Below are 25,523 nucleotides of genomic sequence, written 5' to 3'. Positions count from 1 at the left end.
ATGGTTACGAGATGCTCTCCACTTGGAATGCGTTGACCAGGAGAGTAACGGTCATCACACGGGAGTCAAGAGTTGTAATGGAAATTACCGAGGGGGTCGCGCGGCTGCGGGCCGTCGTCCGCGAGCGCTGGGACGGCCTGTCGACGTCCGAGCGGGCCGTGGCGCAGTACCTGGTGAGCGCGCCGGCCGAGTCGCTGCTCTTCGCGTCCGCGCAGGAGCTGGGCACGGCGAGCGGCACGAGCAACGCGAGCGTGGTGCGCACGCTCCAGCGGCTCGGGTACGCCGGACTGCCCGCGCTGAAGCGGGAGTTGGCGTCGGATCTGACCTCGGCGGTGGCGCCCGAGGTGCGGCTCCAGCAGCGGATCGCGCACGTCGGACGGGACCTGGACGGCATCTGGGGCGAGGTGTTCGACGAGGCCGCCGAGCGGATCGAGCACGCGCGGCGGCTGACGCCGGGGGACGCGCTGCGCGAGGCGGTGGGCGTCCTGGCGGAGGCCGGGGAGATCCACTGCTACGGGGTGGCGGCCTCCGAACTCGCCGCGCGGCACCTGGTGCTGGCGCTCGGCCGGATCGGGCGCCGGGCGCGGTTCGTGGGGGCGACCGGGTTCGCCCTGGCCGACCAGTTGCTCGGGCTGCGGCAGGGCGACGCGGTCGTCGTCTTCCAGCCGGGCCGCGATCTCGCCGAGCTGGGGATCCTGGTCGACCGGGCGCGGGCCGTGGGGGCGCGGATCGTCCTGGTCACGGACGAGCTGGCGGAGCGGTACGGGGACCGGGTCGACGCGGTGCTGACCGCCCCGCACACGCCCACCGGGCTCACCGCGGAGGCGCTGACCGCGCTGGTGGTGGCGGACGCGCTGCTGCTGGCGATGACCACGCTCGACGAGGACCGGGCCGTCGGCACGTCCCATCAACTCACGGCGCTGCGCGAGCAGTTGCTGCGGCCGAAGAAGAAGTGAGCCGGGCCGCCGCGGGGGTCAGGCGTACTGCATGACCAGGACGCAGGTGGTGCCGGGCTCCAGGGCGCGGCAGGTGTGCGGGAGGTCGCCGGGGTAGGTGATGCAGTCGCCGGGGCCGAGCTCGACCGGGTCGTCCTGGGGCCCGGCGAGGACCCGGCCCGTGGCGACGACGAGGTGCTCGACGGTGCCCGGGTTGTGCGGGTCCGACTCGCGTGCGCTGCCCGGCTCGACCTGGAGCCAGTACAGGTCGCGGCGGGCGGCGGGCGGGCAGGCCGAGAGCAGGGTCGCGGCGTAGTCGGCCTGTTCGGAGGGGACGGTGACGCCCTGGCCCGCGCGGATCACCTGCACGGTCGGCCGGGGCGGGTCCAGGAGCAGGCTCGGCGGCACGTCGAGGGCTACGGCCAGCGCCCACAGGGTCTCCAGGGTGGGCTTGCCGTTCGCCGACTCCAGCTGGGACAGCGTGGACTTGGCGATGCCGGCCCGCTTGGCCAGTTCGGAGAGGGAGATCCCGGCCCGGCCGCGCTCGCGGCGCAGGGCCGCGGCGATCCGGTCGAGGGGCAGGCTGCTCTTGGGCGGGGGCGCGTCGGTCATGGCGGCACTCACTCTACGGGCGTTCGCTCCACCTAGCCATTCGTTCGGCTTGACGAACGCCACGGCCCGGCCGCATGCTGACGCCATGCGTACGGTCCAACGAACACTCGGCCCGACAGACCGAACACTCCCCGCCGATCGCCGACTGCGGCGCGACGTCGCCCTCGTCTGTCTCGCGGACGGCGTCGTGGGCCTGTCGTTCGGGGCCGTCGCCGTCGCGAGCGGTCTGCCCTGGTGGCTGCCGGTCCTCATGTCGCTGCTGGTGTTCGCGGGATCGGCCCAGTTCAGCGCGGTCGCGGTGTTCGCCGCCGGGGGCGGTCCGGTCGCCGCCGCCGCGACCGGGCTGCTGCTCAACACGCGCACCGCCGCCTTCAGCCTCGCCGTCACCGACGCCCTCGGCACGTCGTGGCCCGCACGCCTGGCCGGGGCGCACCTCGTGACCGACGAGACGGCGGCGTTCGTGCTCGCACGGACCGATCCGGAGGCCCGCCGCAGGGCGTTCTGGCTGTCCGGCCTCGGCCTCTTCGCCGCCTGGAACGTGAGCGTCCTCGTGGGCGCGCTCGCCGGGTCCGCGCTCGGCGACACCGACCGGTTCGGGCTCGACGCCGCGTTCCCCGCGGTGCTGCTCGCGCTGGTGCTGCCCGCGCTGCGGGACGGCCGGGGCGCGCGCAGGGCCGCCGCGGCCGGGGCGGCGATCGCGGTCGCCGCCACGCCGTTCCTGCCCGCCGGGGTGCCGGTCCTGCTCGCGCTCGGCGGGCTCGCCCTCACCCGGAGGTCCTGATGAACGCCCAGCTCGTCGCCGTGCTCGTGCTCGCCGCCGGTACGTACGCCTTCCGGCTGGCCGGTCCCGTCCTCCAGGGGCGCGTCGAACTCCCGGCCCGCGTCCAGGAGTTGCTCGGGCAGGCCGCCACCGTGCTGCTCGTCGCGCTGCTCGCCACCGGGGCGCTGACGGCGGGCCACGGGTTCGCCGGGTGGGCGCGGCCCGCCGGGGTGCTCGTGGGCGGGGTGCTCGCGTGGCGGCGGGCGCCGTTCGCCGTGGTGGTCGTGGGGGCGGCCGCGGTCACCGCACTGCTGCGGCTGGCCGGGCTGCCGTAGGCGCGGGGCGCGCGCCCTCGGCCCACCGCGCCACCGGGCCCATCGCCACGCCCGCCGCGAGGAACACCGCGCCCAGCACCAGCCATCCCGGCACGCCCCAGGTGACCAGGAGCGCGGTCAGGACGAGCGGGCCGACCGTACGGGCCAGCGGCACCCCCGTACCGAAGAAGCCCTGGTACTGGCCGACCTGGTGCGCGGGCGCGAGGGCGAACGCCAGCTGCCAGGAACCCGCCGACTGCTGCATCTCGCCCACGAGTTGGAGGACCGACGCCACGACCAGGACGGCCGCCGCGCCCCACGGGCCGAGGCCGCCCGCGGCCGACGCGGCGAACACCGCGCACGACACCAGCATCACGACGCCGGAGCGGCGCACGGTCCTGGTCGCGGCGGGCAGACCGTCGACACCGCGCGCCATCCGTACCTGGAAGGCCATCACGCCAAGGGTGTTGAGCACGAACAGCGCCGAGACCAGCCAGCCGGGCGCTGCCGTGTGGGAGACGATCCACAGCGGCACCGCCAGCGAGAGCAGCGGCATGCGCAGCAGGAGCACGGCGTTGAGCAGGGTCACGGCGGCGTACGGACGGTCGCGGAGCACCGCGAGACGGGGTTCCTTCGCCGTACGGACCGGGGCGGGCGCCACCGCGGGCAGCCGGAGCAGGATCAGCGCGCAGACCACGAACCCGGCGCCGTCGAGCGCGAACACGACGAGGTAGCCGGTGGGGGTGTCGTGCTGGAGGGCGAGCCCGCCGACGCCCGCCCCGACGGCCAGTCCGGCGTTGAGGGTCGACTGCAGCCGGGCCAGGACCCCGGTCCGCTCCGCCGCGTCCACCAGCCCCGCGAGCAGCGCCTGCCGGGCCGCCGCAAGACCGCACTGCGCGACCGCGTACCCGACGACCGCGACCAGGAACGCCGCGTACGAGCGGATGACCAGGAAGGACAGCACCGCGGCCGCCGTGCCGAGGGCCAGCAGCACGGAGGCGCCCCGCGGCCCGCGCCGGTCGGCGACCGCGCCCAACGGCACCCCGGCCACCGCGCCGACCGCCCACGCCACGGTGAGGGCGAGGCCGATCTGGGTGGGCGAGAGGCCGACGACGCGGGTGAAGTAGAGGGCGGAGGTGACGTAGTAGGCCCCGTCGCCGACGGAGTTGGCGAGCTGGGCGGCGGCGAGGGCACGGACGCGCGATCGGTTCGGCATGCGTCCACGCTATGAGCCATTGGCCCACTGCCAGTAGGCAACTCATGGCGCTTGTGGCTGGGCCAATCGATGGTCCGCGCCGGGTGGGTCAGGGATGCATCCGGGCCCCCTTCAGGACCTTGTCCACGGCGTTGCGCGGCCCGTACACCGCCACTCCCACCAGGTCCAGATCCGCTGCGGGGACGGCCCGTACGGCGGCCCGGTTGTCCCGGTCGTTGCCCGTGGCGAACAGGTCGGAGGTGAACACGGCGCGCGGCAGCGCCCGGCGCAGGGCCCGGTCGTGCGCGGCCGTCAGCATCTCCTTGCCGCCCTCGAAGACCAGCACCGGCTGCCGGAACATCGGCAGGTACGGGGTGCCGTCGGCATCCTCGTACGGCTCCCCGATCACCTCGGGCAGCTGCGTGCCGAGGCCGCTCACGAGGAAGGCGGTGACGTTCAGCCGCTGCCAGGTCTCCAGGTCGTCCCGGAGCAGTACGGCGATCTTCGTGTCGAAGCGGACGGGGGGCGCGGCGGGGGTCTCAGTGCTCATGCCTCGAGACTGCCGACCGCGGGGCCGCCCGGTCTTGTACGTTCTTTGCATGGCGGCCGGCGGCGAACAGATCACCGCGTGGCGCCCCGCGGTACCGGGCGTCACGGAGGTCTTCCACGCCCACTTCACCCGGCACTCCTACCCGATGCACGTGCACGACACGTGGACGCTGCTGATCGTCGACGAGGGCGCGGTCCGCTACGACCTGGAGCGGCACGAGCACGGTACGCCGCTGGGCACCGTCTCGCTGCTGCCGCCGCAGGTTCCCCACAACGGTTCGGCGGCGACCCCGCACGGCTTCCGCAAGCGGGTCCTGTACCTGGAGTCGGGCACCGGTCTCCTCGACGACTCGCTCATCGGCCCGGCCGTGGACACGCCCGATCTGGCCGATCCGCTGCTGCGCGACCGCATCGGCCGGTTGCACGCGGCGCTGGCGCATCCCGGCGACAAACTGGAGGCGTCCGCGCGGCTCGCGTTGGTCGGGGAGCGGTTGCGGGAGCGGTTGCGGCCACGGGTGGGTGGGCGGGGGCGGGCCGGGCCCGATCGGCGGGTGGCGGCGGAGTTGCGGGAGCTGCTCGATGCGCGGGTGGTGGCGGGCGTCGGGCTGGCGGAGGCCGCTGCCCTGGTGCGGGCTCATCCGGCGCATCTGGTGCGGTCGTTCAGCGCGGCGTACGGGATCGCGCCGCACCAGTACCTCATGGCTCGGCGGGTCGATCGGGCTCGGCGGTTGTTGCTGGCCGGGGGGCCGGTCGGGGAGGTGGCCGCGACGTGCGGCTTCTTCGACCAGTCGCATCTGACGCGGCACTTCAAGCGGGTGGTGGGGGTGCCCCCGGGCCGCTACGCGCGAGCCGCGCCCACGGGTGACCGGGTCTCCTCGCCGTAGCTACGACTGCTTGTTCGCCGGGTGCGTCTGCGTCGTGGCCGATCGCGCAGTTCCCCGCGCCCCTGACGGACCTGATCTCTCGTCGCTGCCTGCAGGTGCATCGTGGTTGCTCGCGCAGTTCCCCGCGCCCCTGATGGTCCCGATCTTTCGTCGTTGTCTGCGGGTGCGTCGTGGTTGCTCGCGCAGTTCCCCGCGCCCCTGAGATGCGCACTTCGTGCGCCATCTCATGGGCGCCCCTGGGGGCTGCGGCGAAGCCGCATGCCCCCAGGGGCGCGGGGAACTGCGCGAGAAGCCCCCACCGGGCCGCAGACCGTGACGAGAGATCAGCTCGGCAGACGCCGTCGGTTTTCAGGGGCGCGGGGAACTGCGCGACCAGCCCCCACCGGCCCGCGGGGCAGGAGTAGGCCCGCCAAGAGCGCCGTCGCGCACAGGAGTGCTCCCGCCACCACCAGGCTGACCCGCATCCCGCTGAGCGAGAACGAGGCGGCCGGACCGTCGGAGACCAGCGCTCCGAAGAGGGCCACGGCCAGCGCCCCACCGGTCTGACGGAGCGCGTTCAGAAGACCGGAGGCCGTGCCCGCGCGCGGCCCGGGCACGGCGTCCATCAGCATCGCCGTCAGCGCGGGCACCGCGAACGCCCCACCCAGCCCGGTCGGCACCAGCAGCACGATCACCAGCCACAACGGAGTACCGGCGTCGAGGGGCAGCAGGACGAACATGGCCAGCGCCAGGACGAGTTGGCCGATGACGATGACGGGCCGGCGGCCGATCCGTTCGGCCATCCGCGGCGACACCAGGTTCGTCGTCGTGATGATCGCCGCGAGCGGCACGAAGACCAGACCGGCGGTGAGCGCCGACATGCCGCGCGCCTGCTGCAGGTAGAGGCCGAGCAGAAACACCAGCCCGTAGAAGGCGAGGTTGACGGCGAACCCGACGGCGAGGGACACCGAGACGATGCGCCCGCGCAGCATCTCCAGCGGCACCATCGGCGCCCGGTGGTGCTTCTCGGCGAGCCAGAAGCCGACCGCCGCGGCGACGGACACCACGAGCGAACCGAGCACCGGTACGGAAGTCCACCCCGCGTGCCCGCCCTCGATCACCGCGAACGCCAGCCCGGCGAGCGCCAGCACGGCCGTGATCTGGCCGGGCACGTCGAGCGGCGCGGGCCGGCGCGGCGACGGCGCGACCCGTACGAGGAGCAGCAGGATCGCCGCGCCGACGGGGAGGTTGAGGAAGAAGACGGCCCGCCAGCCGACGGTCTCCGTGAGGACACCACCGAGGACCGGCCCCGCCGCCATCGCCACGGACCCGCCCACCGTCCACAGCGCGATGGCCCGCGCCCGGTGCCGCGCGTCCTCGTAGGCCTGCCGGATCAGGGACAGCGAGGCGGGCATGACGACGGCCGCGGCCCCGCCCTGCAGCAGCCGCGCCGCGATCAGCGCCCCGATGCCGGGCGCGAGGGCGCAGGCCAGCGAGGCGAGGGTGAACAGGCCGACGCCCCAGGCGTAGGCGCGGCGCGCTCCGGCGCGGTCGGCGAGCGCGCCGGCCGACAGCATCAGACCGGCGAACATCAGGGTGTACGCGTCCACGACCCACTGCACCCCGGTCATGCCGCCGTGCAGCGACTCCTGGATGCCCGGCAGGGCGATGTTCACCGCGGACACGTCGATGGTGATGACGGTGAAGCCGAGGAGCGCGGCGATCAGGGCGACGACGGCGGGTGGCCGGCGGACGGTGGCCGCACGCCCACGGGTGGTGGGCCGGGCGGCGGGGGTGGTGGCGGTGGCGATGGTCACTCGGGCCTCCAGGTCGGCACAGGCGCGGGTCGGTCGCGATGTGCGGGTGGGTCTCGACGTGCGGGTGGGCGGGAGGACCGGACCGCGGCCCGGTGACGTGCACCCCCTGGGACCGGAACCCCCGGCCGCCCGCAACGACCTCCACGATCCCCGTGCGGACGGCCGGGTGGCAGGCCGCGTTCCTCCGGGGTGCGGCGTTCCTGGCCCTGTCACGGCCCCCCACCGCGCCCCGCCCCGCCGGACGGCCGTGTTGAATGGACCTCATGGCAGAGACCACGGAACTGGGCCGCTACCTACGGGCCCGCAGGGCGCAGGTCACCCCCGCCGACGCCGGACTGCCGGCCGGCACCGGACTGCGCCGCACCCCGGGCCTGCGCCGCGAGGAGCTGGCGACGCTCGCCGGGGTCAGCGTCGACTACTACACCCGCCTGGAGCGGGGCCGCGAGACCAACCCGTCGACCGCCGTGATCGACGCCATCGGCCGCGCCCTGATGCTGCGCGGCGACCCCCTGGAGCGCCTCCACGACCTGGCCGAACTGGCCTCGGGCCGGCTGAGCGAACCGCAGCCCACCGCGGACGACACGGTCCGGGACTCGGTGCTGCGGATGCTGGAGGCGCTGCGCCCGATGCCCGCGTACGTGGTCAGCCGCTACAACTACGTGCTCGCCGCGAACCCGGGGGGCCGCGCGCTCATGCCGGGTCTGTGGGACTGGCCGGCCGACCAGCGCAGCATCACCCGCTATCTGTTCCTGCACCCGGTCGGCCGGGAGCTGTACGTGCCGTGGGAGGAGACGGTGACCGCGTCGGTGGCGCATCTGCGCGCGATCGCGGGGACCGACCCCGACGATCCGAAGCTGGCCGCGCTGGCCGGTGAACTCCTGCTGAAGTCACCGGAGTTCACGCGCATCTGGGACCGCTACGACGTGTGCGAGCGCAGCGGCGGCACCAAGACGTTCGCCCACCCGAAGGTGGGCGAGATGACCCTCACGTACGAGGTCATGCAGCTGGCCAGGACGGGCGGCCAGCGCCTGGTGGCGTACCAGGCGCCGGCCGGTTCGCCGGACGAGGCGGCCATGCTGAAGCTGGACCCGCAGGCTCCCTAGGGCCTGGTCAGGGGCGTTCCAGGATCGCGGTCACGCCCTGGCCGCCCGCCGCGCAGACGGAGACGAGGCCGCGGCCCGGCACCCCGCGCTCCGCGAGGAGTCTGGCGAGGGTGGCGACGATCCGGGCGCCGGTCGCCGCGAAGGGGTGGCCGGTCGCGAGGGACGACCCCGCGACGTTCAGCCGGTCCCGGTCGACCGGCGCGAGCCCGGCCTTCTCCCAGGCGGCGAGGGTGGCGAGCACCTGCGAGGCGAACGCCTCGTGCACCTCGAAGAGGTCGAAGTCCTCCATGCCGAGCCCGGCCCGCTCCAGCATCCGCGGCACGGCGTGGGCGGGCGCCATCAGCAGCCCGTCGCCGCCCCCGCCGGTGACGTCCCCGCCGACGAAGTCCACGGCCGCGGTCTCGTACGCGGTCAGGTACGCGAGCGGTTCGAGGCCGCGCGCCTCCGCCCACTCCTCGCTCGCCAGCAGCACGACGGCGGCGCCGTCCGTCAGCGGCGTCGAATTGCCCGCGGTCATGGTCGGGTTGGGGTCCTTGACCCCGAACACCGGCTTCAGCGTGGCGAGTTTCTCGACCGTCGATCCCGGCCGCAGGTTCTGGTCGCGTTCGAGTCCGCGGTGCGGGACGACGAGTCCGTCCAGCAGGCCGCGGTCGTACGCGGCCGCGAGGCGCTGGTGGCTGGCGGCCGCCAGCTCGTCCTGGGCCTCGCGCCCGATGCCCCACTCGCGTGCGGTGACGGCGGCGTGCTCGCCCATCGACAGACGGGTGCGCGGCTCGGCGTTGCGCGGGATGTCGGGCACCAGGTGCTGGGGCCTGATCCGGGCCAGGGCCTTGAGCCGGGCGCCCGTGGACCGGGCGCGGCGGGCGGCCAGCAGGATCTTGCGCAGCTCGTCGTTGACGCCGAGCGGGGCGTCGCTCGCGGTGTCGGAGCCGCCCGCGATCGCGCTCTCGGTCTGTCCGAGGGCGATCTTGTTGGCCGCGGCGATGACGGCCTGCAGACCGGTGCCGCAGGCCTGCTGGATGTCGTACGCCGGGGTGCGCGCGTCCAGCGCCGAACCGAGCACGGTCTCGCGCGCGAGGTTGAAGTCGCGGCTGTGCTTCAGCACCGCGCCCGCCACGAACTCGCCCACGGCGCCCGGTTCGTGGAGCTCGTACCGGTCGACGAGACCGTCGAGCGCGGCGGTCAGCATCTCCTGGTTGGAGGCGGTCGCGTACGGGCCGTCGGAGCGGGCGAAGGGGATGCGGCTGCCGCCGACTACGGCGACGCGGCGGGGCTGCGCCGGGGTGCTCGCGGGACGTACCATCTCGACAACTCCTGACTACTGAGTAACCTTACTCCGAAGTAAATTTACGACCCCACAGGGAGTTGGACAATGGCCGACCGCTACTTGACCTTCACCGGCACGGCCCCCGGCCGCTTCCTGACCCGGCGCCTCGGCCTGCCGCAGCCCGCCCCCCTGCGCCGCTGGAGCCCCGAACACCCGGCTCTCGAAGGCCAGTTGATGCACTTCACGGCGGGCACCTCGGCGCACCGGGAGGAGCTCGCGGCGATCCTGGCCAGGACGGGCCTCGACGTGCGCGGCACGCTCTCCGGCGCCGGCGACTCCGTGCGGCCCGCGGCGGTCGTCGTGGACGCCACGGCGGTCGGCGGTCCGGCGGACCTGGCGGAGGTGCACGCCGTCCTGCACCCGGCCGTGCGGTCGGTCGCGGCGAGCGGCCGCGTCGTCGTCATCGGCGCGCCGCCGTCGCCCGACGACCACCACCAGGCCGCCGCCCAGCAGGGCCTGGAGGGCTTCGTCCGCTCGCTCGGCAAGGAGATCGGCCGCGGGCGCACGGTGAACCTGGTCCGGCTCGCGGGTGCGGCGCCGGCGGCCGAGTCGACGCTGCGCTTCCTGCTGTCGCCCAGGTCCGCGTACGTCAGCGGCCAGGCGATCGACGTGGGGCCCGCGCTGGGCGAGTCGGCGTCCCCGGACGACTGGGCGCGGCCCCTTGCCGGGCGCACCGCCCTGATCACCGGCGCGGCGCGCGGCATCGGCGAGGCCGTCGCCGAGACCCTGGCCCGCGACGGGGCGGACGTCGTCCTGCTCGACGTCCCCTCCGCCGAGGCCGATCTGACGAAGGTCGCGGAGCGGCTCGGCGGGCGGGCCCTGGCGCTGGACATCACGGCGGACGACGCGGGCGAGCGGATCGCCGGGTTCGCACCCGGCGGTCTGGACGTCGTCGTCCACAACGCGGGCATCACCCGGGACAGGCGGCTCGCCAACATGCCCGCGGAGCGCTGGAGTTCGGTCGTCGAGGTCAACCTCGCGAGCGTGCTGCGCACCACGGACGCGCTCCTGAAGGCGGGGGCGGTGCGGCGCGGCGGCAGCATCGTCGCCACCGCGTCCATCGCCGGGATCGCGGGCAACGCCGGGCAGACCAACTACGCGGCGAGCAAGGCGGGCATCGTCGGTCTCGTGCGGTCGCTGGCGCCGCGGGCGCTGGCCGAGCACGGGGTGACCGTGAACGCGGTGGCGCCCGGCTTCATCGAGACGAAGATGACGGCGGCGGTTCCGCTGTTCATCCGGGAGGCGGGGCGGCGCATGAACTCCCTCGGCCAGGGCGGGCTTCCGGTCGACGTGGCGGAGACGACGTCGTGGTTCGCGTCCCCCGGCTCCGGGACGGTCAACGGCCAGGTGGTCCGGGTGTGCGGCCAGTCGCTCCTCGGAGCGTGATCCCTCCGGGTGGGCGGGGTCGCCGACTGCGTCTGCCGTGCGGGGTTTCGTCGCGGACTGCGGGTCGCGTCGTGGCTGGTCGCGCAGTTCCCCGCGCCCCTGAGATGCGCACCTGCGGTGCGGCATCTCCCCCGTGGGGAAGGCCCAGCGCATGCCTTCTAGGGGCGCGGGGAACTGCGCGAGAAGCCCCACCGGCCTGCAGCCGAAGTCTGCTTTTAGGGGCGCGGGGAACTGCGCGAGAAGCCCCACCGGCCTGCAGCCGAAGTCTGCTTTTAGGGGCGCGGGGAACTGCGCGAGCAACCACGACGAGACCCGCAGCCCGCGAACAGCGCCCACCCACCCTCAACCCTACGGACAAGGAGTCAGATGCCTACCCGGCACACGCTCGTCGCACCGCCCGCCCTGCTCCCCCAGATGCTGCGCGGAGCCGCACTCTCCCCGTTCAAGCGGCCCCGCCCGAACGCCCCGCTCCCCGACGGAACGACCCTCACCGTCCCCCGGCTCCGGATCGACCAGAGCCACCTCACCGCCTACGAACGGGTCTGCGCGTTCCCCACGGAGCGCGACGAACTCCCCCTCACGTACCCGCACGTCCTGGGCTTCCCGCTCGCGATGCGCCTGATGGCGCAGCGCACGTTCCCGCTGCCGCTGCTCGGTCTCGTCCACACGTCGATCGAGATCACCCAGCACCAGGACCTCGCCCCCACCGGGCCGTACGAACTGACCGTCAGGACGGAGGACCTGGTGCCGCACCACCGCGGCACCGAGGCCGTCGTCGTGACCGAGCTGCGCGGCGGTGACGCCGACACCCCGGTCTGGCACTCGACCAGCACCTACCTGGCCCGCCACAAGACGTCCGAACCGGCCGCCGGGGCGCCGAAGGACGCCGGGGCCGAACCCCTGCCCACGCTCACGGAGTGGACCCTCGGCGCCGACCTGGGCCGCCGCTACGCCGCCGTGTCGGGCGACCGCAACCCGATCCACCTCCACCCGCTCACCGCCCGCCTCTTCGGCTTCCCGCGCGCCATCGCCCACGGCATGTGGACGGTGGCCAGGTGCCTGGCGGAGTTCGGCGCGCACGGGCCCGTACACGTACGGGCCGGGTTCCGGGCTCCGGTGCTGCTGCCGGGTTCGGTGACGTACGGGGCGCGGGGCCCGGCCTTCGAGCTGCGGGCGGCGAAGGGCGGGCGCGTGCACGTCACCGGTGAGGTCCGCCCGTCGACGGACCGCGGCTAACGGGGCGACCAGCGCCGCCCGTCCATCAGGTTGCCGAGCCCCGCCCAGGCGAAGTTCATCATCGTGGCGGCGGCCTCCTTCGCGGAGACGGACGGATCCGTGTTCGCCCAGCCCGCGAGCGCCTCCGCGGCGCCGACGAGGGCCTGGGCGAGCCCCGCCACCTCCCGCTCGGCCAGCTCGGGATCGCCGTGCGCGGCCCGGGCGGCCTCGGCGATCAGCGACGTCACGAACGCGACGATCTCGTCGCGCATCGCCCCGACCTCGGCGACGAACGGCTCGCCGCCGGTGCGCGCCTGGCTGTGCAGCACCGCCCATCCGTCGGGGTGTTCGGCGGTGTGCGAGAAGAAGGCGGTCAGGCCCTCCCACAGCTGCCGGTCCGCGGGGGCGTCGAGCCGCACCCCGGCCCGCACGGCGGCGATCAGCGCCGCCGCCTCCCGCCGGATGCAGCCGGTGAAGAGCTCTTCCTTCGAGTTCAGGTACAGGTACACCAGCGGCTTGGAGACCCCCGCCAGATCGGCGATCTCGTCCATCGAGGCGGCCCGGTAGCCCCGTTCCCCGAACACCCGGACCGCGGCGTCCATCATCTGCCGCTCCCGCTCGGCCCGAGGCATCCTCTTCTGCCGCACCGCCCCGGCCTTCACGTCGCCGCCCACCCCAGCCGCCTTTCCTCCACACGTCGTGCACCGCTCAGCCTACGCAGCCCTCGGCACGCGACTGTGCCCCGCGCCCGGAGTCCGGGGCGGGGCACAGTCGGTGGTGCGACGGGTCCGGGGACGTCAGACGGTGGCGGGCACCGGCTGGGACTCGTCGCGCGGGGAGTGCTCGTAGACCTCGATGTCGTCGTCGAAGCCGGACGCCGTGGCGCTGTCGTACTTCGTGCGGTCGAGGATCTTCTCGCGGGCGGAGACGATCACCGGGACGAGCGCCTGGCCGGCCACGTTCGTGGCGGTGCGCATCATGTCGAGGATCGGGTCGATCGCGAGGAGCAGGCCGACACCCTCCATGGGCAGGCCCAGGGTGGAGAGGGTCAGGGTCAGCATCACGGTCGCGCCGGTGAGGCCGGCCGTCGCGGCGGAGCCGATGACGGAGACGAACGCGATGAGCAGGTACTCCTTGATGCCCAGCTGCACGTCGAAGATCTGGGCGACGAAGATCGCGGAGATCGCCGGGTAGATCGCGGCGCAGCCGTCCATCTTGGTCGTCGCGCCGAACGGCACGGCGAAGGAGGCGTAGTCCTTCGGGACGCCGAGGCGGATCGCCGACTGCTGGGTGACCGGCATGGTGCCGACCGAGGAGCGGGAGACGAAGGCCAGCTGGATGGCGGGCCAGGCACCCTTGAAGAACTGCAGCGGGTTCAGCTTGGCGACGGTCGCGAGGAGCAGCGGGTAGACGCCGAAGAGGACCAGGGCGCAGCCGACGTAGATGTCGATGGTGAACGTCGCGTAGTTGCCGAGCAGGTCCCAGCCGTACTGGACGATGGCGCGGCCGATGAGGCCGGCGGAGCCGATCGGGGCGAGCAGGATGACCCACCACAGGGCCTTCTGCAGCAGCTCCAGGACGGACTCGGAGAGGCTGAGGATCGGCTGGGCCTTCTCGCCGATCTTCAGGATGGCGATGCCGGCGACGACCGCCATGAAGACGATCTGCAGGACGTTGAGCTGCGTGAACGGCGTGATGACGTCCGTCGGGATGATGCCCGTGAGGAAGTCGAGCCAGCTGCCGGCGTGGTCGGGCTTGGCGCCGTCGGCCGGGGTGAGGTCCGAGCCGTTGCCCGGGTTGGTGAGCAGGCCGATGGCGAGGCCGATGACGACCGCGATCAGCGACGTGATCATGAACCAGAGCAGGGTGCGGGTGGCCAGGCGGGCCGCGTTGTTGACCTTCCGCAGATTGGTGATGGACACCAGGATCGCGAAGAAGACGAGCGGGGCGACGGCCAGCTTCAGGAGCTGGACGAAGATGCCGCCGACCTTGTCGAGCGTCGTGGCCAGCCACGCGACGTCGTAGGTACGGGCGACGTAGCCGAGGACCAGGCCGACGACGAGGCCGAGCAGGACCTGGGCCCAGAACGGAATGGGTATGCGGAAGCCGCGCTTCTGCTCGGCGGCGGGTGTGTTCGCGGACACGGATGCGACTCCAGTGGTGACACGCGGGGACAGGAGGGGGACGTGCAGGAGCGGCGACCGCGAGATGAGGTCAACGGCGCCGCTGCATCGGGAAGGTCGCGTCAGGCGCGACAGGCCGCGGACATGCAGCGGCAGAGATCGACATGCAGGCGCGCCACGAGCGGAACGCTCATGGCAGTACGGTGCGCGGCTGATGTCTTCATGTCGGGAACGTTAACACCAGCCCTTTGAGAACATCAAAGGCCTTCTTTGGGACAGGGCTACTGCTCGTATGCCCCTTAAACCGCATTTACCTTGAAAACACAGGCGGCCCCGGCACCTGTACGGTGCCGGGGCCGGGCCTGTCTGTGACGTAACTTACGAGCCGCGCGGGCCTTACGAGGCGCGCTGCGCGCGGGCGGCGTCGTCGGCGTCGTCCTCCATGCGGCGGTTGGACTCCATGTTCGCCTTGGCGCGGTCCACGCGGGCGACGATCCCGACGGAGGCGCGGTCGCGTTCGCCGCGCAGCAGCACGAAGCTCAGCGGCGCGGAGACCACCAGCGCGAGCAGCGCGATCCACAGCCAGTAGGAGCCCCCGATGCCGCTGGGGACGATGCCGGTGGCGACGAGACCCCAGACGACGAGGAAGCAGCCCACGAAGACCCCGAGGCGCATCAGCGTGTAGCGGAGCATGTCAATCCACTCTTCCGTTCCGAAAAGGTGCCCTTACAGGACGAGCGTCCTCCAGTGAAGCACGCGGAGGAGCACCCGGACTCAGCGGGGTTGCGGCCGAACGCCGTCGGTGCCCCCGCGTCTACGCTCGCCCTCATGTCGCTGCACTTCGAACTCGACCCTGCCGTCACTCCCGACCTGCGCGACGGGCTGCTCACCCTGTGGGCGGACGTCTCGAACGCGGGCGGGGCCGTCGGCTTCGTCCCTCCGGTCACCCCCGACGACATACGCCCTGAACTGCTCAGGCACCTGACCGGGATCGCGGAAGGGCGCATCCGGCTCCTCGTCGGCCGGGACGCGGAGGGGGCCGTCGCGGCGACGGCGTTCCTGGCGTTCAACCAGCACCGGCTGATGCGGCACCACTTGTGGCTGTACACGGTGATGGTGCGGCCGCGGCAGCAGGGCAAGGGGTACGGGCGTGCGCTCATGGCTGCCGCGGAGGAGGCGGCCCGGGGGTTCGACGGGGTCGAGGCGCTGCGGCTCACGTGTCGTGGGGGGACGGGGGCCGATGCGTTCTACTCGGCGTGCGGCTACAAGGAGGTCGGCCGCATCCCCGGGGCGATCCGCGTCTCCCCCGGCGACGACCGCGACGACATCCACATGCTGCTGCCGCTGTGACCGGGATCCATCCGCGGGCCGGTGGGGGCTGGTCGCGCAGTTCCCCGCGCCCCTGAAAGGCACACTCCGTGCGCCTCCAGGAGGCCCGAGGCCTCCGGGGCGCGGGGAACGGCGCGAGCAACCACAACGCACCCGCAGTCCGCGACGAAGAACCGGCCCAGCAGACGCAGTCGGCCCTCAGGGGCGCGCGGAACGGCGCGACCAGCCCCCACCGGCCCGCGGACAAAGTCGATTTCCCAGGGGCGCGGGGAACGGCGCGACCAGCCCCCACCGGCCCGCGGACAAAGTCGATTTCCCAGGGGCGCGGGGAACGGCGCGACCAGCCCCCACCGGCCCGCGGACAAAGTCGATTTCCCAGGGGCGCGCGGAACGGCGCGACCAGCCCCCACCGAACCCGCAGACAAAGTCGGCTCTTCAGGGGCGCGGGGAACTGCGCGAGAAGCCCCACCGGACCGCAGACGCACTCGGCTTTTCAGGGGCGCGAGGAACGGCGCGAGAAGCCCCACCGGCCCGCAGACGCACTCGGCTTTTCAGGGGCGCGGGGAACTGCGCGACCAGGCACGGATCAGCCGCACCCGGCGACGCCCGACGACAGGGCGGACGCGGACCCGCCCACCCGTTGTCTCAGACTCGCATCGGCTGGGGCTCGTCGCGGCGCCCCGCGTCCGGCCCCTCGAACTCCCGGATGACCTCGTAGCGCGTGTTGCGCTCGACGGGCCGGAACCCCGCATCGCGGATCAGGTCGAGCAGATCCTCACGGGTCAGCTTGTTCGGCGTCCCGTAGTTGTCCGCGTCGTGCGTGATCTTGTATTCGACGACCGACCCGTCCATGTCGTCCGCACCGTGCTGCAGCGCGAGCTGCGTGGTCTGCAGCCCGTGCATGACCCAGAAGCACTTCACGTGCGGCACGTTGTCGAACAGCAGCCGCGAGACCGCGAAGGTCTTCAGCGCCTCGGCGCCCGTCGCCATCGTCGTACGGGCCTGGAGGCGGTTGCGGACCTTGCCGTCCTTCATGTCGACGAAGTCGTGCTGGTAGCGCAGCGGGATGAAGACCTGGAACCCGCCGGTCTCGTCCTGGAGCTCGCGCAGGCGCAGCACGTGGTCGACGCGGTGCCGGGGCTCCTCGATGTGCCCGTAGAGCATCGTCGAGGGGGTCTTGAGACCCTTCTCGTGCGCGAGCCGGTGGATCCGCGACCAGTCCTCCCAGTGGGTGTCGTGGTCGACGATGTGCTGCCGGATCTCCCAGTCGAAGATCTCCGCGCCGCCGCCGGTGAGCGATTCGAGGCCCGCGTCGATCAGCTCGTCGAGGATCTCGGAGGCGGAGAGCCCCGAGATCTTCTCGAAGTGGTGGATCTCCGTGGCCGTGAACGCCTTCAGGCCGACGTTCGGCAGCGCCTCCTTGAGGGCCTTCAGGGAGCGCGGGTAGTAGCGCCACGGAAGGTTCGGGTGCAGGCCGTTGACGATGTGGAGTTCCGTCAGGTTCTCCGACTCCATCGCCTTGGCGAGCTTGACCGCCTCCTCGATGCGCATCGTGTACGCGTCCTTCTCGCCCGGCTTGCGCTGGAACGAGCAGTACGCGCAGGAGGCGGTGCAGACGTTCGTCATGTTGAGGTGGCGGTTGACGTTGAAGTGGACGACGTCGCCGTTCTTCCGGGTCCGCACCTCGTGGGCGAGGCCGCCGAGCCAGGCCAGGTCGTCCGACTCGTAGAGCGCGATGCCGTCCTCGCGGGACAGCCGCTCACCGTCTCCGACCTTCTGCTCCAGCTCGCGCTTGAGCCCTGCGTCCATGCCCGTACCTCTCCTCGACGACACGACCCGTAGGTCCGCTCCACCGTACGCTCACGCCTCTTCGGGAAGCTCCCCGACCCGGTTCTCCCACTTCGTGGAGAGCACGATGGTCGTCCGGGTGCGGGAGACGCCCTTCGTGCCGCTGAGACGGCGGATCGTCCTCTCCAGTCCGTCGACGTCACTGGCCCGCACCTTGAGCATGTACGAGTCGTCGCCCGCGATGAACCAGCAGTCCTCGATCTCGTGCAGGTCCTTCAGGCGGTGCGCGACGTCCTCGTGGTCGGCGGCGTCGGAGAGCGAGATGCCGATCAGCGCGATGACGCCCAGGCCGAGCGAGGCCGAGTCGACGGTGGCGCGGTAGCCGGTGATGACCCCGGCCGCCTCCAGACGGTTGATGCGGTCCGTGACGCTGGGTCCCGACAGGCCGACGAGACGGCCCAGTTCCGCATACGAGGCGCGGCCGTTCTCGCGCAGGGCCTGGATGAGCTGCCTGTCCACGGCGTCCATAGGTCCAAAGCCTTTCATTATTCAGCGTTGACGCGAGTTTACGTGTAGAATCTAAGGCATGCGGGGGCGACACCCCGCAAGATCTAAAGCTCAGTCACCGGATCACTGCAGATCATCGAATTTCAGGAGTGTTGTCACCGTGTTCACGATCGAGATGGCCTACGCCCGCATGCGCGAGTTGCAGGACCTGGCCAATCGCTCGCGTGTCCACCAGTCCGCCACCACCGAGCGCCGCGCGGCGAAGAAGCACGCCGCCCGCGCCAAGAAGCGCTAACCCTCCCGAGAGCCTCCCCCCAGCTCTCCCTCCCAACGGCGGTACAGCGTGTGCGGCACTCCTGCCGCGTCCAGCGCCCGCCCCGCGACGAAGTCCACCAGATCCTGGATGTGCGTCGCCCCCGCGTAGAACGCCGGCGAGGCGGGCAGCACGACCGCGCCCGCCTCGTCGAGCGTCACCAGGTGCTTGAGGGTCTGCCCGTTCAACGGCGTCTCCCGCACCGCGACCACCAGCCTGCGCCCTTCCTTGAGCGTCACGCTCGCCACGCGCTGCAGCAGGTCCTTCGACAGACCCAGGGCCACGCCCGCCACGCACGCCGTCGAGGCGGGCACGATGATCATGCCCTTGACCGGGTACGAACCCGACGACGGGCCCGCCGCGAGATCACCCGCGGCCCAGTACCGCACGTCGTCCAGAGCGATCCCGGTGAACGTGCCGGGCTTGCCGTCCGCGCCGCGCGCCAGCCACTCGGCCAGGTCCTCGCGCCAGTGCGCGTCCCGGAACGCGATGCCCGTCTCGTCGAGCAGCGTGAGCCGCGAGGCCCGCGAGACGACCAGGTCCACGGACTCGCCCGCGGCCAGAAGGGCGCGCAGCACGGAGGCTGCGTACGGGGTTCCCGAGGCGCCGGACACCCCGACGACCCAGGGCCTGCGGCTGCTTGCGTTGACGTGCTCCACACCACGAGCCTATCCGGCGGGCCATGATGGGAACTTGCGCAGGGGCCGTGGGCGTTGGGTCTGTGACGGGCGGGCCCGGGGGTGGGGGCTGAGATGACGTACGAAGGATCACCGGGCACGACCCGGAAGTGGCCGGCGGGCGAGCGGGCGGTGACGGCCGGCAAGGTGATGGTCGGCTGGGTGGCCCTGCTCTGGCTGCTCGAAGTGGTCGACGTGGCGTCGGGCCACGCGCTCGACCGGTTCGGGATCCAGCCGCGCGACCCCTCCGAGCTGGCGGACGTCGTGCCCGCGGCCTTCATCCACTTCGGCTTCGGTCACGTCGCGGCGAACACGGTGCCGCTGCTGGTCCTCGGCTTCATCGCGGCGCTCTCCGGCGTGCGCCGCTTCCTCGCCGCCTGCGCCCTGATCGTCGTCGCCGACGGGCTCGGCGTGTGGCTGGTGGCCCCCGCCCACACGAACACGGCGGGTGCGTCGGGCCTGATATTCGGCCTGTTCGGCTTCGTCCTGCTCAGCGGCTTCGTGGAGCGCAGACCGCTGGGCATCGTCGCCGGGCTGCTCGTCGCGGCCTACTGGGGCACCACGTTCCTGGCGGGCCTGTCCCCGGCGAACGAGGGCGTGAGCTGGCAGGGCCATCTGATCGGCCTCGTCGCGGGGGTGGCGGCCGCGTTCGTGTTCCGCCGCGGCCCGCGCACCCAGCCCTGACGGGCCACCGGTCCCCGTCTGCTCAGCGCCCTCTTCGCCCTTTCCGCCCTCTTCGCCGCCTTCCGCCTGCGCTACACCGTGAGCCCGCGCACCAGCAGGTCGAGCAGCGCGCACACGAAGAGCGCGATCCCGATGAAGCCGTTGACCTGGAAGAACGCCCGGTTGAGGCGGGACAGGTCGTGGGGCTTCACGATCGAGTGCTCGTACAGGAAGGCACCCGCGACGATCACCAGGCCGACCCAGAAGAACGTTCCGGCATCGGTGGCCAGCGCGTACCAGACGAACAGGGCCGTGGTCAGGAAGTGGCAGACGCGGGCGCCCCGGATCGCGGCCGGGATGCCGAAGCGGGCCGGCACCGACATGACGCCGACCTCGCGGTCCGTCTCCACGTCCTGGCACGCGTAGATCAGGTCGAAGCCGCCGATCCAGATGCCGACCGCGAGACCGAGGATCACCGCGTCCCACGACCACGAGCCCGTGATCGCGATCCAGGCGCCGATCGGGCCCATCGCCTGGGCGAGACCGAGGATGGCCTGCGGGAAGTTCGTGAACCGCTTGCCGTACGGGTAGACGACCATCGGGATCACCGCGATGGGCGCGAGGGCCAGGCAGAGCGGGTTCAGGAGCGCGGCCGACGCCAGGAAGATCACCAGGGCGATCAGCGCGCCCGTCCACGCCGACTTCACGGACACCGCGCCCGTGACGAGCTCGCGGTGCGCGGTGCGCGGGTTACGGGCGTCGATCTCGCGGTCGATGATCCGGTTCGCCGCCATCGCGAACGTGCGCAGGCCCACCATGCAGATGGTGACCAGCAGGAGGCGGCCCCAGTGGATGTTCTTGTCCAGCTCGAACATCGCGGTGAGGGAGGCGATGTAGGCGAAGGGCAGCGCGAACACCGAGTGCTCGATCATGACCAGCCGCAGAAAGGCCTTGGTGCGTCCCGGCTGCTGCGGGATCGCTGCTGAAGCGCTGCTCACTTGAGTCCGTACTCCTTCCAACGGCGGTCCACGAGGGCCGCCGTCCGAGGGTCGGAGGTGACCATCTCGGGCCATCCGCCGTCCCGGGTGTAACCCTCCTCGGGCCACTTCTTCGTCGCGTCGATGCCCGCCTTGCCGCCCCAGAACTGCTGGTAGGAGGCGTGGTCGAGGTGGTCGACCGGGCCTTCGACGACGGTCAGGTCACGGGCGTAGTCCGTGTTCCCGAGCGCGCGCCACGAGACTTCATGAAGATCGTGGACGTCGCAATCGGAGTCGACGACGACGATCAGCTTGGTCAGCGACATCATGTGCGCACCCCACACGGCGCTCATGACCTTCTGGGCGTGCTTCGGGTACTTCTTGTCGATCGAGACGATCGCGCAGTTGTGGAAGCCGCCGGACTCGGGCAGGTGGTAGTCCACGATGTCCGGGACGATCACCTTGAGCAGCGGCAGGAAGAAGCGCTCCGTCGCGCGGCCCAGCGGGCCGTCCTCGGTCGGCGGGCGGCCGACGACGATCGACTGGAGCAGCGGGCGCCTGCGCATCGTCACGCAGTCGATCTTCAGCGCGGGGAACGGCTCCTGCGGCGTGTAGAAGCCCGTGTGGTCGCCGAAGGGGCCCTCCGGCAGCATCTCGCCCGGCTCCAGCCAGCCCTCGATGACGACCTCGGCGTTCGCCGGCACCTGGAGCGGCACCGTCTTGCAGTCGACCATCTCGATCCGCTTGCCCTGGACGAACCCGGCGAGCAGGTACTCGTCGATGTCGCCGGGCAGCGGCGCGGTCGAGGCGTACGTGACGGCGGGCGGGCAGCCGAAGGCGATCGCGACGGGCAGCTTCTCGCCCCGCTTGGCGGCCACCTGGTAGTGGTTGCGGCTGTCCTTGTGGATCTGCCAGTGCATGCCGATGGTGCGCTTGTCGTGGCGCTGCAGCCGGTAGAGGCCGAGGTTGCGGACGCCGGACTCCGGGTCCTTGGTGTGGGTGAGCCCCAGGTTGAAGAAGGAGCCGCCGTCCTCGGGCCAGGTGAACAGGGCCGGGAGCCGCTCCAGGTCGACGTCGTCGCCGGTCAGGACGACCTCCTGGACGGGGGCCTCCTTCACCTTCTTCGGCGGCACGTGGACCATCGAGCCGAGCTTGCCGAACGCCTCGCGCATCCCGACGAAGCCCTGCGGCAGTTCGGGCTTGAGCAGACCGCCGATCTTCTCGCTGATCTCGTCGTACGACTTCAGGCCGAGGGCTTTGAGGAGCCGCCGGTCGGTGCCGTACACGTTCATCGCGAGGGGCATCGCCGAGCCCTTCACGTTCTCGAAGAGGAGGGCCGGACCGCCGGCCTTGTTCACCCGGTCGACGATCTCACCGACCTCCAGGTACGGGTCGACCTCGGCCTTGATGCGCAACAGGTCGCCCTCGCGCTCCAGCGCCCGGAGCAGGGAGCGAAGATCGTCGTAAGCCATGCGTTCCAGTTTGTCATCCCCCTCCACGGATCCCGGCGGGGGCTGTCACCCGTTGCCGCTACCCTGTGCCTCTCGTCTCACTAGGGGGTTGTCCGGCCGTGCTGAGGTATCTGCCGTTCCTGTTGGTCCTGGCGTTGTGGATCTACGCCTTCATCGACTGCCTCAACACCCCCGAGGAGGAGGTGCGCGGCCTGCCGAAGGTGGTCTGGGTCATCATCATCCTGCTCTTCGGCGAGGTGCTCGTCGGTCCGATCGCCTGGCTCGCGGCGGGCAAGCGGCGCCACGCGCCCGCCGGGGGCGCCACGCCCTCCGAGTGGCACCGCAACCACCGGACCCAGTACGTCGCGCCGGACGACAACCCCGAGTTCCTCGCCTCCCTCAAGGAGGAGAACAAGAAGGACGAGGCGCTCCTCAAGGACTGGGAGGCGGACCTGCGCCGCCGCGAGGAGGACCTCAAGCGCCGCGAGGGCGAGCGCGAGCCGGGCACGGAGTGACTTCGGGCCCGTCGGGCACCGAGTGACCTAGGGCCTGTCCGGGCGGCGGTGTGTGTACCGCACACTGGTAGGCGGAACCCGTCCCGCCCATGCCCCCCGTAAAGGCCCATGTCCAGACCCACGCACGCCTCCGCGCCCGCTCCCGACGTCGCCACAGGACCCGAGCGGCTGATCGCCGTCGAGGAGCACGGCGCGGAGCCCGTGCCGCACGACAAGCGGCACGGCAGCCCCCGTCAGCTCCTGTGGACCTGGGCCTCGCCGCAGGTCGGCTTCGCCACCCTGTTCATCGGGGTGCTGTCCGTCTCCGCCTTCGGCCTGAGCTTCTGGCAGGCCGTGGCCGCGCTGGTGCTCGGCGCCGGGCTCGGCTCGCTCGCGCACGGCGTCCTGTCGACGGACGGCCCGCGCTTCGGCGTCCCGCAGATGGTGATCGGCCGGCTGTCGTTCGGCCACCGGGGCAACGCCCTGCCGTCCGGGGTGAACGCCTTCGTCGCCGGCGTCGGCTGGTTCGCCGTGAACACCGTCGGCGGCGCCTTCGCGCTCAACTCCCTCACCGGGCTCGCCCCGCTGCCCAGCCTGCTGATCCTCGTCGTCCTCGAGATCGTCATCGGGTACGTGGGGCACGACCTGGTGCACCGGTTCGAGAAGTACGCGTTCCCGGTCCTCGCGGTGATCTTCCTGATCGCCGCGGTGTGGATCTTCAAGGGCGCCGACATCGCCGGTTCCGGCGCGGCGGCGAGCGGCGGCTTCGGCGGGTTCATGCTCGCCTTCAGCGCCTGCTTCGGCTTCACCGCGGGCTGGAACCCGTGCGCCGCCGACTACGCCCGCTACCTCCCCGCGGACACCCCGCCGCGCGCCACCGCCTGGTACGCGGGCCTCGGCCTGTTCGTGTCGATCGCCGTGGTGTCGGTGATCGGCGCCGCGTCCGGCACCCTGGCCGCGCCCGAAGGGGCCAGCCCCACCGACGCGTTCGTCGGCCAGCTGCCCGGCTGGCTGGGCAACCTCACGCTCGTCGCGATCATCCTCGGCGCGATGGCCGCGGCCACCCTGAACGTCTACTCGGCGGCCGTCTCCATCTCCTCGCTCTCCCTGCCGCTGCCGAAGTGGCTGGGCCGCGCCTCGCTCGTCGCGATCGTCGGCGCCGTCGGCACGGCGGCCGGCTGGGCCTCGCTCGCCGACGCGGGCCACGCCTTCGAGAACTTCCTGCTGGTCATCGCCTACTGGATCGCGCCCTGGCTGGGCGTCGCCCTCATGGAGCACTGGCTGCGGGCACTGCCCGAGGACACGCTCGCCGGGCGGCTCCAGGACCGGACGTTCACCAATCCGGCGGGCCTGATCGCACTGCTGGCCGGCGTCGCGGTGTCCGTGCCGCTGTTCTCCAACCAGACTCTGTTCGTCGGCTGGGTGCCCAGCACCTGGCCGGCCGTCGGCGATCTGACCTGCCCGGTCGGCTTCGCCGTCGGCGCCCTCCTGTACGCGCTGCTCCGGCGGCGCGACCGGGCCGGCTCCCCCGCATAGCACCGCTCAGAACCCGCGCAGAAAGGCCCGTACGTCATGGATCTCGATCTCGCCCGCAAGTGGCTCGCCACCGCAGTCGAGGAGGCGAAGGCCGGTCTCGCCGAAGGCGGCATCCCGATCGGCGCCGCCCTCTACTCGGCCGACGGAGAGGTGCTCGGCCGCGGCCACAACCGGCGCGTGCAGGACGCCGACCCGTCCGTGCACGGCGAGACCGACGCGTTCCGCAACGCGGGCCGGCAGCGCTCGTACCAGGGCACCACGATGGTGACCACGCTCAGCCCCTGCTGGTACTGCTCGGGTCTGGTGCGCCAGTTCGGGATCTCGCGCGTGGTCGTCGGCGAGGCGCGCACGTTCCACGGCGGGCACGACTGGCTGGCCGAGCACGGCGTCGAGATCGTGCTGCTCGACGACCCGGAGTGCGTCGGCCTGATGGAGGACTTCATCGCGGCGAAGCCCGAGCTGTGGAACGAGGACATCGGCGAGTGAACCGCCGGGTGCCGTGGACCGGTTGCCGAGTGTTCGCTGTGCGTCGTACAGTCTGAACCCTCGGGTGTTCGTCGCGTGACGAACACTGCCGGTCCGGCGGAAGGCGTGTGTCATGCGTGCGGTGCGATTCGGTGAGTACGGCGGTCCCGAGGTCCTTCGGGCGGTGGACACCGACGTCCCCGAGCCTGGCCCCGGCCAGGTGTCGGTCGACGTCGCGTACGCGGGGGTGAACTTCGCCGACCTCAAGGCGCGCGCGGAGGGGTACCGGGTGACCGCGCTCCCCTGCGTGCCGGGACTGGAGGTCTCCGGCCGGATCCGCGCCCTGGGCCCGGGGGTCGAGGGCCTCGCGGTCGGCCAGGAGGTGGCCGCGCTCACCGAGGGCGGCGGCTACGCGGAGGTCGCCGTCGCCGACGCCGTCACCGTCTTCCCGCTGCCCGCCGGCCGCGATCTGCGCGCCGCCGCGACCCTGCCGACGGTGCTCCCCACGGCGTACGCCCTGCTGCACTCGGTGGGCCGGCTGCGCGCGGGCGAGAGCGTGCTGGTGCAGGGCGCGGCGGGCGGAGTCGGCACCGTGGCCGGGCAGTTGGCGCGGGCGGCCGGGGCGGGCCGGGTCATCGGGATCGCCTCCAGCGAGGCCAAGGCCGCGTACGCCCTCAAGTACGGCTACGACTCCGTCCTCCCCGGCACCCCCGGATTCGCCGCCGCCGCACGGGAGTTGACGGACGGGCGCGGGGTCGACCTGGCACTCGACCCGGTCGGCGGCGAGACGTTCCGGGAGACCCGGGAGGCGCTCGCCGTGTTCGGCCGGATCGTCTCCTTCGGCAACGCGTCGTCCGCCCCGGCGTGGCAGGTGGGCCAGCCCGAGCTGTTCCCCACGGCCAACCTGGTGGGCGGCTTCTCGATCCTCACCCTGGCGCGGACCGCGCCGCAGGAGCTGCGGGCGCTCGCCGAGCGGGCCTTCGCGGTGCCCGGCGTCGAGCTCCCGGTCACCGGCGAGTTCGCCCTCGCCGACGCGGCCGAGGCCCACCGGCTGATGGGCTCGCGCACCAGCACCGGGAAGCTGCTGCTGCGGGTGACCGGCTGACCGGCGCCGCCCCGCCGAC

The 25,523-nt window shown here is 72.4% G+C and carries 27 protein-coding genes; 14 read left to right on the top strand and 13 right to left on the bottom strand.

Annotation, left to right across the window (positions count from 1 at the left end; translation table 11 throughout):
- Positions 1-77 precede the first annotated feature (77 nt).
- Positions 78-956 (top strand): MurR/RpiR family transcriptional regulator, encoded by an 879-nt coding sequence (locus RBJ77_RS03530; RefSeq protein WP_372343643.1) that lies wholly within the window; start codon positions 78-80, stop codon positions 954-956.
- An 18-nt stretch (positions 957-974) separates the two neighbouring features.
- Here RBJ77_RS03530 and RBJ77_RS03525 read toward each other — a convergent pair whose 3' ends face one another.
- Positions 975-1,547 (bottom strand): helix-turn-helix domain-containing protein, encoded by a 573-nt coding sequence (locus RBJ77_RS03525; protein ID WP_372343642.1) that lies wholly within the window; start codon positions 1,545-1,547, stop codon positions 975-977.
- Positions 1,548-1,632: 85 nt separating this feature from the next.
- Between RBJ77_RS03525 and RBJ77_RS03520 the strand changes: the two genes are divergently transcribed.
- Positions 1,633-2,328 carry an AzlC family ABC transporter permease gene (locus RBJ77_RS03520; protein ID WP_372343641.1) on the top strand — a complete coding sequence of 232 codons (696 nt, stop codon included), beginning with the start codon at positions 1,633-1,635 and terminating at the stop codon, positions 2,326-2,328.
- Positions 2,328-2,642, top strand: coding sequence for an AzlD domain-containing protein (locus RBJ77_RS03515; protein ID WP_372343640.1), 315 nt, complete (start codon positions 2,328-2,330; stop codon positions 2,640-2,642). The genes RBJ77_RS03520 and RBJ77_RS03515 overlap by 1 nt, the downstream gene beginning before the upstream one ends.
- Here the strand turns inward: RBJ77_RS03515 and RBJ77_RS03510 are convergent.
- Entirely contained in the window at positions 2,608-3,837 is a 1,230-nt protein-coding gene (locus tag RBJ77_RS03510; RefSeq protein WP_372343639.1) for an MFS transporter, read from the bottom strand. The genes RBJ77_RS03515 and RBJ77_RS03510 overlap by 35 nt on opposite strands.
- A gap of 88 nt (positions 3,838-3,925) precedes the next feature.
- Entirely contained in the window at positions 3,926-4,417 is a 492-nt protein-coding gene (locus tag RBJ77_RS03505) for a DUF2000 family protein (protein WP_372343638.1), read from the bottom strand.
- Between RBJ77_RS03505 and RBJ77_RS03500 the strand changes: the two genes are divergently transcribed.
- A complete protein-coding gene (locus RBJ77_RS03500) occupies positions 4,416-5,249 on the top strand; it encodes an AraC family transcriptional regulator (protein ID WP_372343637.1) in 834 nt (277 codons plus the stop codon). The genes RBJ77_RS03505 and RBJ77_RS03500 overlap by 2 nt on opposite strands.
- A gap of 323 nt (positions 5,250-5,572) precedes the next feature.
- Here the strand turns inward: RBJ77_RS03500 and RBJ77_RS03495 are convergent, their stop codons facing one another.
- Positions 5,573-7,045 (bottom strand): MFS transporter, encoded by a 1,473-nt coding sequence (locus RBJ77_RS03495; RefSeq protein ID WP_372343636.1) that lies wholly within the window; start codon positions 7,043-7,045, stop codon positions 5,573-5,575.
- Positions 7,046-7,308: 263 nt separating this feature from the next.
- On the opposite strand from RBJ77_RS03495, the gene RBJ77_RS03490 reads away from it, so the two are divergent.
- Entirely contained in the window at positions 7,309-8,148 is an 840-nt protein-coding gene (locus RBJ77_RS03490; protein WP_372343635.1) for a helix-turn-helix transcriptional regulator, read from the top strand.
- A 7-nt stretch (positions 8,149-8,155) separates the two neighbouring features.
- Here RBJ77_RS03490 and RBJ77_RS03485 read toward each other — a convergent pair whose 3' ends face one another.
- Entirely contained in the window at positions 8,156-9,451 is a 1,296-nt protein-coding gene (locus RBJ77_RS03485; RefSeq protein ID WP_372343634.1) for an acetyl-CoA C-acetyltransferase, read from the bottom strand.
- Positions 9,452-9,520: 69 nt separating this feature from the next.
- Between RBJ77_RS03485 and RBJ77_RS03480 the strand changes: the two genes are divergently transcribed.
- Positions 9,521-10,861: a 3-oxoacyl-ACP reductase gene (locus RBJ77_RS03480; RefSeq protein ID WP_372343633.1), complete on the top strand. Its 1,341-nt coding sequence runs from the start codon at positions 9,521-9,523 to the stop codon at positions 10,859-10,861.
- 366 nt (positions 10,862-11,227) lie between these two features.
- Complete coding sequence (locus RBJ77_RS03475; RefSeq protein ID WP_372343632.1) at positions 11,228-12,097, top strand: MaoC family dehydratase; 870 nt, start codon at positions 11,228-11,230, stop codon at positions 12,095-12,097.
- Here the strand turns inward: RBJ77_RS03475 and RBJ77_RS03470 are convergent.
- The 3 genes from RBJ77_RS03470 to RBJ77_RS03460 all read right to left on the bottom strand — a co-directional run bounded on the left by RBJ77_RS03470 (position 12,094) and on the right by RBJ77_RS03460 (position 14,892).
- Positions 12,094-12,708 (bottom strand): TetR/AcrR family transcriptional regulator, encoded by a 615-nt coding sequence (locus RBJ77_RS03470; RefSeq protein ID WP_372343652.1) that lies wholly within the window; start codon positions 12,706-12,708, stop codon positions 12,094-12,096. The two genes, RBJ77_RS03475 and RBJ77_RS03470, sit on opposite strands and share 4 nt — an antisense overlap.
- 165 nt (positions 12,709-12,873) lie before the next feature.
- Complete coding sequence (locus tag RBJ77_RS03465; protein WP_372343631.1) at positions 12,874-14,220, bottom strand: dicarboxylate/amino acid:cation symporter; 1,347 nt, start codon at positions 14,218-14,220, stop codon at positions 12,874-12,876.
- 375 nt (positions 14,221-14,595) lie between these two features.
- Positions 14,596-14,892, bottom strand: coding sequence for a DUF4229 domain-containing protein (locus RBJ77_RS03460; RefSeq protein ID WP_255975094.1), 297 nt, complete (start codon positions 14,890-14,892; stop codon positions 14,596-14,598).
- Between the two features lie 135 nt (positions 14,893-15,027).
- On the opposite strand from RBJ77_RS03460, the gene RBJ77_RS03455 reads away from it, so the two are divergent.
- Positions 15,028-15,549 carry an N-acetyltransferase family protein gene (locus tag RBJ77_RS03455; RefSeq protein WP_372343630.1) on the top strand — a complete coding sequence of 174 codons (522 nt, stop codon included), beginning with the start codon at positions 15,028-15,030 and terminating at the stop codon, positions 15,547-15,549.
- 624 nt (positions 15,550-16,173) lie between these two features.
- Here RBJ77_RS03455 and mqnE read toward each other — a convergent pair.
- Together mqnE and RBJ77_RS03445 are read right to left on the bottom strand one after the other, a co-directional pair.
- On the bottom strand, positions 16,174-17,337 hold the full coding sequence (gene mqnE / locus RBJ77_RS03450) for an aminofutalosine synthase MqnE (RefSeq protein ID WP_372343629.1): 1,164 nt from the start codon (positions 17,335-17,337) through the stop codon (positions 16,174-16,176).
- Between the two features lie 51 nt (positions 17,338-17,388).
- Positions 17,389-17,844, bottom strand: coding sequence for an Lrp/AsnC family transcriptional regulator (locus RBJ77_RS03445; protein ID WP_255975098.1), 456 nt, complete (start codon positions 17,842-17,844; stop codon positions 17,389-17,391).
- Between the two features lie 139 nt (positions 17,845-17,983).
- Here RBJ77_RS03445 and RBJ77_RS03440 point away from each other — a divergent pair, with 139 nt between their 5' ends.
- The gene (locus RBJ77_RS03440; RefSeq protein ID WP_255975133.1) at positions 17,984-18,118 is read left to right on the top strand and encodes a hypothetical protein; all 135 of its coding nucleotides are present in this window, start codon (positions 17,984-17,986) and stop codon (positions 18,116-18,118) included.
- Here the strand turns inward: RBJ77_RS03440 and RBJ77_RS03435 are convergent.
- Positions 18,115-18,795 (bottom strand): UbiX family flavin prenyltransferase, encoded by a 681-nt coding sequence (locus tag RBJ77_RS03435; RefSeq protein WP_255975099.1) that lies wholly within the window; start codon positions 18,793-18,795, stop codon positions 18,115-18,117. The two genes, RBJ77_RS03440 and RBJ77_RS03435, sit on opposite strands and share 4 nt — an antisense overlap.
- A 93-nt stretch (positions 18,796-18,888) precedes the next feature.
- Between RBJ77_RS03435 and RBJ77_RS03430 the strand changes: the two genes are divergently transcribed.
- On the top strand, positions 18,889-19,497 hold the full coding sequence (locus RBJ77_RS03430) for a rhomboid family intramembrane serine protease (RefSeq protein WP_372343628.1): 609 nt from the start codon (positions 18,889-18,891) through the stop codon (positions 19,495-19,497).
- A gap of 71 nt (positions 19,498-19,568) precedes the next feature.
- Here the strand turns inward: RBJ77_RS03430 and mqnP are convergent, their stop codons facing one another.
- Together mqnP and RBJ77_RS03420 are read right to left on the bottom strand one after the other, a co-directional pair.
- A complete protein-coding gene (gene mqnP / locus RBJ77_RS03425; protein ID WP_372343627.1) occupies positions 19,569-20,474 on the bottom strand; it encodes a menaquinone biosynthesis prenyltransferase MqnP in 906 nt (301 codons plus the stop codon).
- Positions 20,471-21,925: a menaquinone biosynthesis decarboxylase gene (locus RBJ77_RS03420; RefSeq protein ID WP_372343626.1), complete on the bottom strand. Its 1,455-nt coding sequence runs from the start codon at positions 21,923-21,925 to the stop codon at positions 20,471-20,473. The genes mqnP and RBJ77_RS03420 overlap by 4 nt, the downstream gene beginning before the upstream one ends.
- Positions 21,926-22,023: 98 nt before the next feature.
- Here RBJ77_RS03420 and RBJ77_RS03415 point away from each other — a divergent pair, with 98 nt between their 5' ends.
- The 4 genes from RBJ77_RS03415 (at position 22,024) to RBJ77_RS03400 (ending at position 25,504) form a co-directional block, all read left to right on the top strand.
- Positions 22,024-22,419, top strand: a complete 396-nt coding sequence (locus tag RBJ77_RS03415; protein ID WP_372343625.1) for a PLD nuclease N-terminal domain-containing protein — start codon at positions 22,024-22,026, stop codon at positions 22,417-22,419.
- Positions 22,420-22,527: 108 nt separating this feature from the next.
- Positions 22,528-23,934, top strand: coding sequence for a cytosine permease (locus RBJ77_RS03410; protein WP_372343624.1), 1,407 nt, complete (start codon positions 22,528-22,530; stop codon positions 23,932-23,934).
- A gap of 36 nt (positions 23,935-23,970) precedes the next feature.
- Positions 23,971-24,420 (top strand): nucleoside deaminase, encoded by a 450-nt coding sequence (locus RBJ77_RS03405; RefSeq protein ID WP_372343623.1) that lies wholly within the window; start codon positions 23,971-23,973, stop codon positions 24,418-24,420.
- Between the two features lie 112 nt (positions 24,421-24,532).
- A complete protein-coding gene (locus RBJ77_RS03400) occupies positions 24,533-25,504 on the top strand; it encodes a zinc-binding alcohol dehydrogenase family protein (RefSeq protein ID WP_372343622.1) in 972 nt (323 codons plus the stop codon).
- The last annotated feature ends 19 nt before the right edge of the window (positions 25,505-25,523 follow it).

It is taken from the genome of Streptomyces sp. KL116D (assembly GCF_030766975.1).
In the GTDB taxonomy this organism is placed as follows: Bacteria; Actinomycetota; Actinomycetes; order Streptomycetales; family Streptomycetaceae; genus Streptomyces; species Streptomyces longispororuber_A.
This window is presented reverse-complemented; position numbering and strand designations above follow the sequence as displayed.

Bases quoted from the DNA above. Each gene is read 5' to 3' on its own strand.
- RBJ77_RS03530 (WP_372343643.1), top strand. From the start codon at position 78: ATGGAAATTACCGAGGGGGTCGCGCGGCTGCGGGCCGTCGTCCGCGAG.
- RBJ77_RS03525 (WP_372343642.1), bottom strand. From the start codon at position 1,547: ATGACCGACGCGCCCCCGCCCAAGAGCAGCCTGCCCCTCGACCGGATC.
- RBJ77_RS03520 (WP_372343641.1), top strand. From the start codon at position 1,633: ATGCGTACGGTCCAACGAACACTCGGCCCGACAGACCGAACACTCCCC.
- RBJ77_RS03515 (WP_372343640.1), top strand. From the start codon at position 2,328: ATGAACGCCCAGCTCGTCGCCGTGCTCGTGCTCGCCGCCGGTACGTAC.
- RBJ77_RS03510 (WP_372343639.1), bottom strand. From the start codon at position 3,837: ATGCCGAACCGATCGCGCGTCCGTGCCCTCGCCGCCGCCCAGCTCGCC.
- RBJ77_RS03500 (WP_372343637.1), top strand. From the start codon at position 4,416: ATGGCGGCCGGCGGCGAACAGATCACCGCGTGGCGCCCCGCGGTACCG.
- RBJ77_RS03505 (WP_372343638.1), bottom strand. From the start codon at position 4,417: ATGCAAAGAACGTACAAGACCGGGCGGCCCCGCGGTCGGCAGTCTCGA.
- RBJ77_RS03490 (WP_372343635.1), top strand. From the start codon at position 7,309: ATGGCAGAGACCACGGAACTGGGCCGCTACCTACGGGCCCGCAGGGCG.
- RBJ77_RS03485 (WP_372343634.1), bottom strand. From the start codon at position 9,451: ATGGTACGTCCCGCGAGCACCCCGGCGCAGCCCCGCCGCGTCGCCGTA.
- RBJ77_RS03480 (WP_372343633.1), top strand. From the start codon at position 9,521: ATGGCCGACCGCTACTTGACCTTCACCGGCACGGCCCCCGGCCGCTTC.
- RBJ77_RS03475 (WP_372343632.1), top strand. From the start codon at position 11,228: ATGCCTACCCGGCACACGCTCGTCGCACCGCCCGCCCTGCTCCCCCAG.
- RBJ77_RS03470 (WP_372343652.1), bottom strand. From the start codon at position 12,708: ATGCCTCGGGCCGAGCGGGAGCGGCAGATGATGGACGCCGCGGTCCGG.
- RBJ77_RS03460 (WP_255975094.1), bottom strand. From the start codon at position 14,892: ATGCTCCGCTACACGCTGATGCGCCTCGGGGTCTTCGTGGGCTGCTTC.
- RBJ77_RS03455 (WP_372343630.1), top strand. From the start codon at position 15,028: ATGTCGCTGCACTTCGAACTCGACCCTGCCGTCACTCCCGACCTGCGC.
- mqnE (WP_372343629.1), bottom strand. From the start codon at position 17,337: ATGGACGCAGGGCTCAAGCGCGAGCTGGAGCAGAAGGTCGGAGACGGT.
- RBJ77_RS03445 (WP_255975098.1), bottom strand. From the start codon at position 17,844: ATGGACGCCGTGGACAGGCAGCTCATCCAGGCCCTGCGCGAGAACGGC.
- RBJ77_RS03430 (WP_372343628.1), top strand. From the start codon at position 18,889: ATGACGTACGAAGGATCACCGGGCACGACCCGGAAGTGGCCGGCGGGC.
- RBJ77_RS03420 (WP_372343626.1), bottom strand. From the start codon at position 21,925: ATGGCTTACGACGATCTTCGCTCCCTGCTCCGGGCGCTGGAGCGCGAG.
- RBJ77_RS03410 (WP_372343624.1), top strand. From the start codon at position 22,528: ATGTCCAGACCCACGCACGCCTCCGCGCCCGCTCCCGACGTCGCCACA.
- RBJ77_RS03405 (WP_372343623.1), top strand. From the start codon at position 23,971: ATGGATCTCGATCTCGCCCGCAAGTGGCTCGCCACCGCAGTCGAGGAG.
- RBJ77_RS03400 (WP_372343622.1), top strand. From the start codon at position 24,533: ATGCGTGCGGTGCGATTCGGTGAGTACGGCGGTCCCGAGGTCCTTCGG.